The sequence below is a fragment of the Mesorhizobium sp. M1334 genome (genome assembly GCF_040317995.1).
Lineage (GTDB): Bacteria > Pseudomonadota > Alphaproteobacteria > Rhizobiales > Rhizobiaceae > Mesorhizobium.
Genome location: NZ_JAMYLM010000017.1, coordinates 81,243 through 92,684, shown reverse-complemented (window position 1 = coordinate 92,684; position 11,442 = coordinate 81,243). Strand labels below are relative to the sequence as shown.

Annotated in this window: 6 protein-coding genes and 1 pseudogene; 3 read left to right on the top strand and 4 right to left on the bottom strand. The window is 61.3% G+C overall.

Annotation, left to right across the window (positions count from 1 at the left end; genetic code table 11):
• Positions 1-41: 41 nt before the first annotated feature.
• From NKH17_RS24325 to NKH17_RS24310, 4 genes are all read right to left on the bottom strand, one after another.
• Positions 42-578 carry a dihydrofolate reductase family protein gene (locus NKH17_RS24325; RefSeq protein ID WP_352901974.1) on the bottom strand — a complete coding sequence of 179 codons (537 nt, stop codon included), beginning with the start codon at positions 576-578 and terminating at the stop codon, positions 42-44.
• 272 nt (positions 579-850) lie between these two features.
• A complete protein-coding gene (locus tag NKH17_RS24320) occupies positions 851-2,581 on the bottom strand; it encodes an adenylate/guanylate cyclase domain-containing protein (RefSeq protein WP_352901971.1) in 1,731 nt (576 codons plus the stop codon).
• A 106-nt stretch (positions 2,582-2,687) separates the two neighbouring features.
• Entirely contained in the window at positions 2,688-2,990 is a 303-nt protein-coding gene (locus NKH17_RS24315; RefSeq protein ID WP_352901968.1) for a dihydrofolate reductase family protein, read from the bottom strand.
• A 1,422-nt stretch (positions 2,991-4,412) separates the two neighbouring features.
• Entirely contained in the window at positions 4,413-8,300 is a 3,888-nt protein-coding gene (locus NKH17_RS24310) for an NACHT domain-containing protein (protein WP_352901963.1), read from the bottom strand.
• A gap of 70 nt (positions 8,301-8,370) precedes the next feature.
• Here NKH17_RS24310 and NKH17_RS24305 point away from each other — a divergent pair.
• The 3 genes and pseudogenes from NKH17_RS24305 to NKH17_RS24295 all read left to right on the top strand — a co-directional run.
• Positions 8,371-8,577, top strand: a pseudogene (locus NKH17_RS24305) (LacI family DNA-binding transcriptional regulator); the annotation flags it as partial.
• Between the two features lie 213 nt (positions 8,578-8,790).
• Positions 8,791-10,119, top strand: a complete 1,329-nt coding sequence (locus NKH17_RS24300) for a DUF6600 domain-containing protein (RefSeq protein WP_352972498.1) — start codon at positions 8,791-8,793, stop codon at positions 10,117-10,119.
• Between the two features lie 208 nt (positions 10,120-10,327).
• Positions 10,328-11,383: a LacI family DNA-binding transcriptional regulator gene (locus NKH17_RS24295; protein WP_352901957.1), complete on the top strand. Its 1,056-nt coding sequence runs from the start codon at positions 10,328-10,330 to the stop codon at positions 11,381-11,383.
• Positions 11,384-11,442: the final 59 nt, after the last annotated feature.

Sequence of the window (11,442 nt, the reverse complement as noted above, 5' to 3'; positions counted from 1 at the left end):
CCCTGCCGGGCATCTCCCCCTCGAGGGGGGAGATTGGCTGATCACGCCGTCCCGGCCGCATACTCCAGCGCCACCACGCCGTTGCTGAATTGCGTGGCCGAGATCAGCTCGAGCGGCAATTGCGCGCCGGGCGGGAACAGCAGCTTGCCCTGGCCGACGGCACCGGGGTAGCTGAGCAGCCTGATGCGGTCGACCAGGCCGTTGCGCAGCAATTCCTGCGCGACGCTGAGGCTGCCATGCACATAGATGTTGCCGCCGCTGCCTTGCTTCAGCCCTCTGACCGCGTCCGGCAACGCGCCAGTCAGCAGCTCGGCCGGCTGCCAGTCGAGCGCCGTCAAGCTGGTCGAGGCGATATATTTCGGCAGCGCGTTGAACCGGTCGGCGAAGTCTCCGGTCTCCTTGGGCCACGAGCCGGCAAAAATCTCATAGGTCGTGCGCCCCAACAGCATGGCGCCACTGTCGGCAAGCTCGTCCTCCTTGAATTTCTGCATCTCATCGTTCCAGGCCACGCTGGGCAGCTTCTCGACCTCGGCAATGCCATCGACGCTGATGAATTCGGTGATGATGAGTTTTCTCATGGCGGGTTCCTTCTGTCGGGACGGCCGTGCGGGTCTTGTGCGAACTGCACCGTCAACTAGCGCGGCACTTTTTCAGGGGGAGGGCTTTTCCTGTTCAGATTCGGTCTGCAATGACCGCCCCGCTGAGCAATACCAGTTTCCTGGCTAGTATCCGCCACGTCGAAGCATGCGTCGGCGACTGGTACTATGAGCCCAGTAAGGTAGAAGAGAGCCGAGCTATTTCGCCGTGGCTAAGGTCCAGCTTATCGCCGATCGTGCGAGTCACGGGCTGCCTACAGCTTGGCAATACCGGCTTTCAGCAGCCCTTCGCGGATGTGCTGCACATCGGACTCCTGGGCATAATGCAGGGTGGCGATAAATGAATCGAGGTCGAATTGGGGATCGAGCGTTCTGATCTTGCCCAGATGCGCTGCGGCAGCGATTTCGTCGCCGAGCCAGCCGTAGCAGGCGGCGGCAAAAGCGTGCTGAGCCGCGTCCATGGTCGACAGATGCATGAACGCTTCGATCGCCTCGCCATACTGGCGCGCGGCGAAATGCGCCTTTCCCAGATGGCTCCAGAACCTCTCCGGGTGGTGCGGGTTCAACTGCATGGCCTTGCGGATCCATTCAATTCCCTCTTCCGGCCTCCCGAGCCACGTCAATAACTCGCCTTGCTGCACCACCACGAGGTCGTAATTGGGATTGAGGGCCAGCGCCCGCTCTTGATGGTAGCGCGCTGTGGTCAGCTCATTGTTGTTCACGTTCACTGCCGCGAGAATGCGGTGGACATCGGCATCGTTGTTGTCCAGCGCCAGCGCCCTGTCCAGCGCCGCCATGATGCTGTTCCAGACGGCATCCCTGTCTTCGCACCAGTTATGGACCCAGGCCTGGCCAAGAATGCAGGCCCGCCAGGCATGGGCGTGGGCATAATCGGGGTCGAGCGCAACGGCCCTGTCTATCAACGTTCGCGCGCGTTCATTGTCCGCAATCGTGCTTCGGTGATGCAGCACCTTGGCAGCAAGCACACATTCATACGCGGCCATGTTTGCAGGTTTCGCCCGCGCGAGCTGGTCCCGCTGAGCCGCCTCGACACGACCGGGCAGCGTCGCTGCGATCGCCGCCGTCACCTCATCCTGAATCGCGAATATGTCGACCAGCTTCCGGTCATATTTGTCCGCCCAGATATGAGCGTCATTCGCGGTGTCGATGAGCTGAACCGTCACGCGCACCCTCTCGCCGATCTTGCGGACGCTTCCCTCCACCAGGTATTGGACGTCGAGTTTCTCGGCCACCTCGCGCACATTCACGGCGCGGTTCTTGTAGACGAAGCTGGAATTGCGCGAGATGACGAACAACTCATGGTGGCGTGACAGTTCGGTGATAATGTCCTCGGTCAGTCCGTCCGCGAAAAATTCCTGCTCGGGGTCGCCGCTCATGTTGGTGAATGGCAGCACCACTATCGAAGGTTTCGAGATCGATCGCTTTGCCTCGACTTCCGGCAGGACAGGACTGTCAAGCCCGATGCGATAGAGGCGAACCGGGCGGCTGATGTTCTTCAACGTCTTCTCGCCCAGGTCCTCCATGGCAATTTCGAGACGGTCGGCAATTTGGGTCGCCACCGCTGCGGTCACGCAGATACCGCCGACGTCGGCGAGTTGCTCGATGCGCGAGGCAATATTGACGCCGTCGCCGAAAATATCCTCATCGTCGAAAATGATGTCGCCGAGATTTATGCCGATCCTGAATTCGATACGCCGTTCTTGCGGCACATCCGAATTGCGCCGTTTCATGCGTTGTTGGATTTCCACGGCGCATTTCACGGCATCGGTCACGCTCTGGAACTCGACGAGCATGCCGTCTCCGGTGGTCTTGATGATCCGGCCCTTGTTCTTGGCGATGGCGGGATCGACCAGTTCTATGCGATGGGTCCGAAGGCGTGCGAGCGTGCCGGATTCGTCGGCCTCCATTAGCCGGCTGTAGCCCGCCATATCGGCAGCCAGAATTGCGGCTAGTCTCTGTTCCATCGCTGAACCAAAAACCAAGCGTACGCTTCCTGGGCCGCCAAATCCAGCAATTTGGGCTTGTGGCTGAATCAAGACGTCTTCTACCGCGGCAGCAAGTAAGGACGGATCAGAACCTTCCGCCTGGTGGCTGCGAACTCGATCGCATGAATCGCGGGAGGCGCGGCGTCGAGCTCGTCGAGGCGACATATTTCGGCAGCGCGTTGAACCGGTCGGCAAAGTCGCCGGTTTCCTTAGGCCATGAGCCGGCAAAGATCTCATAGGTCATGTGCCCCAAAAGCATGGCGCCGCTGTCGGCAAGCTCGTCGTCCTTGAATTTTTGCATCTCATCGTTCCAGGTCACGCCCGGCAGCTTCTCGACCTCGGCAATGCCATCGACGCTGATGAACTCGGCGACGATGAGTTTTCGCATGGCGGGTGTCCTTTTGTCGGGGGGCGGCACCGCGTGGGTATGTGCGAAGCTCAACCGGCAGGGTTAGTCCCCGCCAAGCCTCCAGCATCTGTTTTGGTCTATAGAGGGCAGTCGCGCTGATGGATTAGCTATGGCGCGTGCCGACCACCAACAGCTCTTCGATCTCGCGCGCGGAAGTCACCCCCGCCTGAACCAGTATGTCGAGAGAATCAACCAAGGCCTTTACCTGACTGGAATCCAGCACTCCCGTTGCGTCATCCGAGAGAACATCCTTCAACCAGCGGCATACTCTCCCGCCAATGTCGTGGCTGACCCAGAAGCTCGTGTCAGGCCCATACGCGGAGCACCACGCTCCCAAAGCCTCAAGTAAATAAGGCAATAGTGCGGGACGGCGTGAGGTCTCGATGAGGTCGAGAAACAATACGGCCAAATAGCCTGAACTGGCAGCGCCGGTGGCCAGGCCCGTAAGCGTCGGCATGACCGCTTCGAGACCCTGCCAGTTGTCAGGAACGCTCGGACGACGTGTTTGCAGGATGCCTGACCGCTGGAAGAACATGGCCGTCAGCGCGTCGGCGGCGTGTATCTCAGTGGTAAATTCCTTCCTCCAGTTTAGTTGCTTATAATTCCGCGTGTTCTTCAACCGCTCGGCCAATGCTATCCGCATAGCCGCCGGATAGGCGGGCTTTGTCGCATTGGAAGACAGCACGGCCCGATCGAAGCCTCTGAGGAGGCTGGCCATGCCGTCATGGAACGCCTCATCGCCGAGTTCGGTGATGGGCTGGACGAGGCTCACGACGACCTCTTCATGCGGCAGAGCCGCACACAGGATCCCAAGATAGTCGAAGAACAGCCCGTTCCACGTAAATGGCCGGCCCTCTGGCTCGCGCTCCTCATCTTCCGAGGCGTTAGCCGAGAGGGTCCATGCCATCAGATGCTTAGTGAGGGGCAGAAGCCAGTCAGGAAGGGTGCCGACGGTCAATGGGACTAAGTGGGAGACGATTTCTCCGAGTCGCTGCTCGTTGGCGTAGGCATCAGGCGGCTCTACACGCCGCTTTCTTGGCTTCTCTGCCGTAAACCCAGGCAATTGGAGATAACGTTTGGGCCGAGTGAGCCATGGGGGAAGCGTAGGCCAGCCCGGTTCCTCGCCTTGGCCGGAAAGCCAAGCGAGTTCGGCGGCAACAGCCTTTCCGATCCTTTGCGCATGCGCCTGCCCAACTGCCCGTTCGTCCGGTTCCGTATCGCGGCGACGCGGATAGCTTGAACTGGCCAGCATGATGCGGATGATTGCAGGTAGGATCCTGTCAGTCTTCCACTCAACGAATGCACTGCCGAGCGCATTCGTAACCGGGAGGCCGGGATTGGCGGCCAAAGCCAACAGCTTGTCCCGCACAGTGACGGTCGGATTCTCGCGATAAATGGCGATCAATCCGAGTGCGGCGATTGCGACCTTGTCGTAGACGATCTGGTTATTGCCGTAGCCCTCCCGAGCGGGTCCCGCAGCAGCTCGATCGAGAACCTCCTCCGCCCAATGAAGGATTTCAGCGCGGTCATCTCCGCGGTAATCGCGCGCGGCGAGGGCCGCGGCCATGACAATTGCGCGGCGGTCCCACTCGGCGTCAAACGCATCGCGGTCGGTATCTTCGGAATCCGGGCGAGGTCGTCGGGCTGGTGCTTCGCCCACGTAATGCCATCCGCGACAATCTCCGGCGTGGAGCGTCCCGGATCGGTCAAGGCGAGCTCAATACTGGCACGGATATTGAAACGCCGAGTGCTTGCCGCCACCTCTGCGTTCTTTTCGGCGATCAGCCGCTGTTCGTGCGGCTCCGGCACATATTGGAGAAACTCCGCCGTCGAACCATCCTCATTCTCATAGCTTCCAGATTGCCAGTTGACCGGGTCCATCATGCGCAAGGCGCGATTTGCCAACGCATACAACCCTTGGATCGGATCCTCGCCGTCCGGTGGACGCTGCCAGATTTCGTTCCTGGCCTGCCCAAGCGACTTGCGAAGCGCCACGGCCAGTTCCGGCTTGGCATCGAACGCATAATAGGGAAACCCCACAAACAGCCGAGTTCTGCGTGAGGGGCGTGCATCAAGATCGGCACGTTTCACTTTCGCTGTCGTCGGCTCTCGTTCAGACGCGAGAAAGCGGTCGACGCCAGTGAGATCCCGAACGTGGCGATGCTCATCGAGTTTAAGAAGTTCGGGGGCTGCCGCCAGCGGCCACGCCACGTCGCGGAAAATCGGCCAGTGTGACAAAACGACGTCGACGGCCACCGCCAGGAAGGCAAAGCTTGAACCATCGGGTCCCAAAATATCGTCGAGGACTTGCCCTGGAGCCACTCCCGCCTCGATCCTGCTATGGCCCCACGCCTCCAATGCCATCAAAGCCGACGTGGTCATGCTGCTCGGAACAGGGACCCGTGGCCAGCCATAAACGCTGGCATCGCCCTCGAATGATTTTGAGCCGTCTGGAAACGCGATCATGATCCGGGAGAACGGCACGCGTTCCTTGGCGTGTTGTTTGCGAAGCCAGTCGGTCGCATGTTCAACGATGCGGCGCACCAGCCGCAAGCCTTCATCGGGCGCCTGTTCGAGGATTTCGAGGAACGGACCTTGGCTTGGCGACGCTGGCATAAACAGGTGCTCATGAATGCCGAATGGCCTCAAATCCCGAGAACTGCTGTAAAAGTCCCGCCGTTTTGGCTTCTCAATCACGCCGCCAAGGAAGAAATCCACGAATTCGGCCGGCGCAGCCTTGGCAAGGGCGCCACGGCCCTTCAGCAGAGCCTCGAACTCTCGGTGAATTGTCTCGCCGGCATTCAGGGTCGCAAGGTATTTTCTTGCGGCCGCAGGATTGACCAGTGCAAAAGCACAAGCCGTCATTCGGACGAGCGCATGCGCATCGGTGATGTGCGGGATTGTCACGAGTAGCGGGATCTCCTCTCCCTCCCGAAACATGCGCGGTCGCACGGCCTCGTCGATCAGGGCGAGCCACTCGAACAGGATGGCAACAACCTCGGCATTTATGGGAAGCTGGAGCATATGGGTCGCCATCAGCCAGGCTCTGAAGGCGGTGGCGACTTCCGGGATCGTCGGCTGCGGAAGCGATCGGGCATTGAGGGCAAGCCACGCAATCAGGGCTACCCATCCACGCCCCGTCGGATATACAAATTCTCTGGCTCCGGGCGGAACTGGCTGACTTGGTTGCGCCTTTGCAAACACTTCGGCGTAAGTCTCTGTCTCGGCAATGATGATCAGCCGGACTACATCACGCAACACGCGGCCATCGTCCGCAAGCAGTACCTTATTCATTGACTGCAAGTACTGCGCAAAACGCTCTGAGCGCGGTAGGGCGAGCAGGATTGGTCGCCGCCAACTACCGTGCGCCGTGTCCCCCGACACCAATTGGAGAAGGTTCTGCCATCGAGCCCCGGTCTCATCGCCCTCCAGAGCAACGCGGGCAGCCATTTCCAGGCCACGGGACAAGGCCGCTGGCAAAGGGGCATCCTTCGCCAACGCCTCAATCCGTTTTGAATCCTCGTCCAGCATGAAGCCGAGGGTCCAATCCCGTAGGACATCGTGCCGGAATGCGACTTCTGCGCCGCGGATTTCTTCGCGGATGGCATCAAGGCGCAGCAGTTCCGCCACCACGGCGGAATCGAGGCTGTCGGCCTTCGAGGCGACAAGCGTCGGCTGCGCCAGAAGATCGGCTCCCATCGAGCGCAGCGCTCTCAAGCGCGCCCACCGGCCGGAATCTTCACCGCGACCGCCGCCGTAATTCCACCAGAGACGGGCCAGGTCAATTTCAGACGAAATCTCGGCCTGCTGTCCGGCGCTCAGCGCAACCATACGCGAGAGGTAGAACAGGTTTCTGGCAATGCTCTTGGCCGGATGGTCTTTCTCCAAGAGAACGGCGAATGCCGCGTTCTGCTCCGACAGTTGCTCGGCCTCGTCGTCTGAGATGTCCGGGACTTTAAGCACCGCCACATCCGGCAACAGTGCCTGCGGAAGCACCATCTTCCAATCCGAACTTGCTTCATTGCTGGTTACGACCGCGTGCCAGCCTGGGTATTTCGCGACGGCGGCCAACAGGTCGGTGACGGTCGCCCGCTCCTTCCCGTCGTCGACCTGGTCGATATTGTCGATGAACAGCGTGGTACCACCACCCGCTCCAAGTTCATTGAAGAATTGGTCCGAAGGAACGGTGCAGCCGATTTCATGGGCCATCCGCGGCCAACCACCCGGCACGATGCGCCCGTTCCGCAGGACAATGATGCGTCCCTCTGGTCGCAGAAGCTCGGCCAAGTGCTTCAAAACGGACGACTTACCGGCACCGGGAGCACCCACAATGTTAAGAACGCGCGTCCGTCCCAGCGCCTCACAGGCTTCTTCAATCAGCGCCGTCCGGGCGAGCCGCACACCGCCCACCTCGTTGCCGATCTCGCCGAGCGCCAACTGGGCGCTATCGGCCAGGAGGGCCATCGTCCCTTTTAGATCGGCGGCATCGCCAAACCGGAACCCCTCTTCGGCGGACAGTTTGCGGATGACGTCGGTTCGCGTGCGCGAACCGCTTCCCCTGGCCGAGGCTTCTGCGTCAACGATGAGCTGGGACCAAAGATCGCCCGCTCGGCTGGCCTGGTCAGATGCCAGCACAAACCGACACCGTTCCCGAGCCCTGTGCTCATAGTCGGATCCGGCAGATTCAAAGTCGAAGACGAGCACCTGAAATCGGCGCAGCAAACGCCACACCGTTCCATCGTCAGTTGGCGCGCCATGCCGTTGGAGATTGTCGGTGAAGACTTTGACGAAGCTTCGCATCGGGTCGGAAGCGAAGCCTTTCCGTCTGATATTCACCATAAAGGAGGCTGCGTCGGGCCGTTGCCGTGCCCAGTGCAGCACCTCCTGTACCGCTTGCTCAATCAGTGTCGTCGTGCGCGCGATGGCCACGGCCGTCTGATATCGTTGGGTCTCGAACTCCGGCTTTTGCGCCGCTTTCCACACCTGTCCGACAACGTCCGTAAATTCGCCATCGCTTGCAGTGAACGTCAGCGTTCGCTTCGCCTGGATTTCAAGCGTCGCCTTCGAGCCATCCGCATTCGTCGCATGTATCACGATGTCGTCAAGCGGATGTCCGGCAATCCTTTGCTGCAGGCCGACTGACTGTATCGTTGCGCCAACAAGGCCGCGCGGCTCACCGCCCGCCAGCATGCAGAGGGTGTAAAATGCCCCTACCCGCACCTCAAACTGCCCGCCAGCATTGGCACTGGCGGCGGGAGGAGCGATCCGCGATTCGTTTTCATCCGTCACAACCCATTCTGTTCTCGATCTGTTCGAGACGCAAGCCACAGAGTGGATTTAGCGGATCGAAATCCAAATCATGGCGTCCGACGCGCAGCCAACCCCCGCCAAGCAGCCCGTCACCCTCCGCGAGGTGGCTGCACTCGCCGGCGTCAGCGTCGCCACCGCCTCGAAGGCGCTGAACGGGCAGGGGCGGATGACGGCCGAGACGCGGACCTGGATTCGCGAGACGGCGCAGCGGCTTGGCTTTCGCCCGAACAGCCTGGCGCAGAGGCTGTTGCGGCGGCTCCCTTACCGTCGGGCCCGCTGACCTATCGCCGCGCCTTCGGCGCGCATTTGTGACGGTCACCGCCTTCATGAAGCAACTCTGATCCCAAATGTCGTCGTGCGATGCCAAGCCGTTGCGTGAGCGGATGCGGGTAACATCGGCGAAATGGAACAATCCGGCAGCCGGCGGGTTTGTAGGATGAAGGGCGATCTGTTTCGGAGGAACATTACGATGAAACGCGTCCTTGCCCAACATGCGGTGCGACTGATGCTCGGCGCCGCCTGTCTGCTCACGGTCGTCGAGATTCCCAACCCGATTGCGCCATTGTCGCTTGTGTCAGAGGCAAGGGCTGCCACCACCGTTTCGATCAGCACATTCTATGAAGACCTGTCTTCCTATGGTGATTGGGTCTCGTATCACGGAGCGACCGTTTTCGTGCCGGTCGATGTGCCTGACGATTGGCGTCCGTATACGCTTGGACATTGGGTCTACACCGAGCAGTACGGCTGGCTGTGGGTGTCCGACGAGCCATTCGGCTGGGCGACGTACCATTACGGCCGGTGGGGCTATGCCGACGATATCGGCTGGTATTGGGTTCCGGGCACTCGTTGGGCGCCAGCATGGGTGAGTTGGCGTCGTGACAGGGAGCACATGATTTGGGCTCCACTGCCGCCGCGCCGCGATCCGGATCTAATTTCAATCGAGGTGACCTTCGACACGACGCCGGATTATTACTGGGTTGTGGTCCCCACCCGCGAATTCCTTGCCGCGGACATTTCTACCGTCGTTATCCGTGATGAGCCGGAGTTTGTTCGCATCGTCGAGGCGGCCGAGCCGGCCGGCGACGTGACGATCCAGAACAACGTCGTGATCAACAAAGTCATTGATGTCGATGTGATCGAAAAGGAGACGAACCAGAAGGTGACTGCCGTCAAGGTCAGCAAGACCGACGCGCCCGAGCAGTCCGGCAAACTGGAAAACGATACGGTCGCTGTCTTTGGGGGCGAGGTGAAAGCCGACCCTAAGGCCAAACCAGCCAAGCTCAAAGACATCGAGGAGGTGAAGCAGGTTCAGGCCGGCCGCAAATCGAAACCGACCGAAGGTGCTGCAACGACCGAGCAGGCCAAGCCCGAAGAAACCGCCAAGCCTGAGAAGCCGAAGGCCGGCGAGCAGCCCGCCGCCGAGCAGCAGCAGGGCGAGCCGGAACAGGCGGCCAAGCCTGAGAAGCCGAAGACCAAGAAGCAGCCCGCCGCCGAGCAGCAGCAGGCCGAGCCCGAACAGGCGGCCAAGCCTGAGAAGCCGAAGGCTAGGAAGCAGCCCGCCGCCGAGCAGCAGCAGGCCGAGCCCGAGCAGGCGGCCAAGCCTGAAAAGCCGAAGACCAAGAAACAGCCCGCCGCCGAGCAGCAGCAGGCCGAGCCCGAGCAGGCGGCCAAGCCTGAAAAGCAGAAGGCCAAGGAGCAGCCCGCCGAGCAGCAGCAAGCCGAGCCCGAGCAGGCGGCCAAGCCCAAGCCGGAGAAGCAGAAAAACAAGGCGTGCGATCCGCAGACTGAGAGCTGCTAGCCGTACGGGTAGACTGCGGCATCGCGATTATTCGATCGCGGTGCCGCTGAGCGGCCATTCCCCCTTGCCATCCCCACATCCTTCCCCTAATCTCTCCTTTGAGAAAACCTTTTCCCAACTCGCCTCGCATCCGCTGACATCACCAATCAGCACCCTGGGGGGTCATAAGAGAAAAGCTTTTCCCACCTGGGAGGATCATATCCAAATCATGGCGTCCGACGTCCAGCCAACGCCCGCCAAGCAGCCCGTCACCTTGCGTGAAGTGGCAGCCCTTGCCGGCGTCAGCGTCGCCACGGCCTCAAAGGCGCTGAACGGGCAGGGGCGGATGACTGCCGAGACACGCGAGCGCATTCGCGAGACGGCGCAGCGGCTCGGCTTTCGCCCGAACAGCCTGGCGCAGAGCCTGCTCAGGCGGCGCTCCTTTACCGTCGGGCTTTTGACCAACGACACCTATGGTCGGTTTTCGCTGCCGCTGATGGCCGGCGTTTCCGATGCCCTGGTCGATGCTGGCGTCTCGGTGTTTTTGTGCAATGTCGAGGATGACCCGCGCCTTGCCCAGCTGCATGTCGATGCCATGCTCGACAAGCGCGTCGACGGCATCATCGCCACCGGCAAGCGCATCGACCGCCACCTGCCGGTCGATCTCGCCAATCTCGGCATTCCGGCGATCTATGCCTTTACCGAGCCCGATCCAAACGCCATCGCTTTCGTGTCCGACGATGCCGGCGGGGCGCGGCTGGCGGTCGAGCACTTTTGTCGGCTCGGGCGGCGGCGCATCGCCCATGTCAGCGGCCCAGCGAGTTTTGCCGTGGTGCATGCCCGCGCCGAGGCCTATCGCGCGGTGCTGGCCGAGAACGGCCTGCCGGTCATGGAGCCGCTGCTTGGCCACTGGTCGGAGGCCTGGGGGCATGAGGCGGTCAAGACGCTGTTCGACCCCGAGGGGTTTGACGGCACGCGTGAAAAACCGGACGCGGTGTTTTGCGGCAACGACCAGATCGCGCGCGGCGTCATCGACGCCTTGCGCGAGCGCGGTATCGGCGTGCCTGACGAAGTCGGCGTCATCGGCTTCGACAATTGGCAGATCGTCGCCGAGGCGACCCGGCCGCCGCTGACCTCGGTCGACATGAATCTCGCAGCACTTGGCCGGGAGGCCGGCCTTGCCCTGCTTTCGCTCGTCGGCGGCGAACCCGCTGTGCCGGGCATCAGAAAACTGCCGTGCCGGCTGGTGGTGCGTCAGTCATGCGGCCGTCCGCCGGACGGCTGAAAACGAAACGGGCCGTGTCGATTGCAAAGCGCTGGGGCGCGGCCGAGTTAAAACCATGT

Coding starts and splice junctions, on each gene's coding strand:
- NKH17_RS24325 (WP_352901974.1), bottom strand. CDS start 578: ATGAGAAAACTCATCATCACCGAATTCATCAGCGTCGATGGCATTGCC.
- NKH17_RS24320 (WP_352901971.1), bottom strand. CDS start 2,581: ATGGAACAGAGACTAGCCGCAATTCTGGCTGCCGATATGGCGGGCTAC.
- NKH17_RS24315 (WP_352901968.1), bottom strand. CDS start 2,990: ATGCGAAAACTCATCGTCGCCGAGTTCATCAGCGTCGATGGCATTGCC.
- NKH17_RS24295 (WP_352901957.1), top strand. CDS start 10,328: ATGGCGTCCGACGTCCAGCCAACGCCCGCCAAGCAGCCCGTCACCTTG.
- NKH17_RS24300 (WP_352972498.1), top strand. CDS start 8,791: ATGAAACGCGTCCTTGCCCAACATGCGGTGCGACTGATGCTCGGCGCC.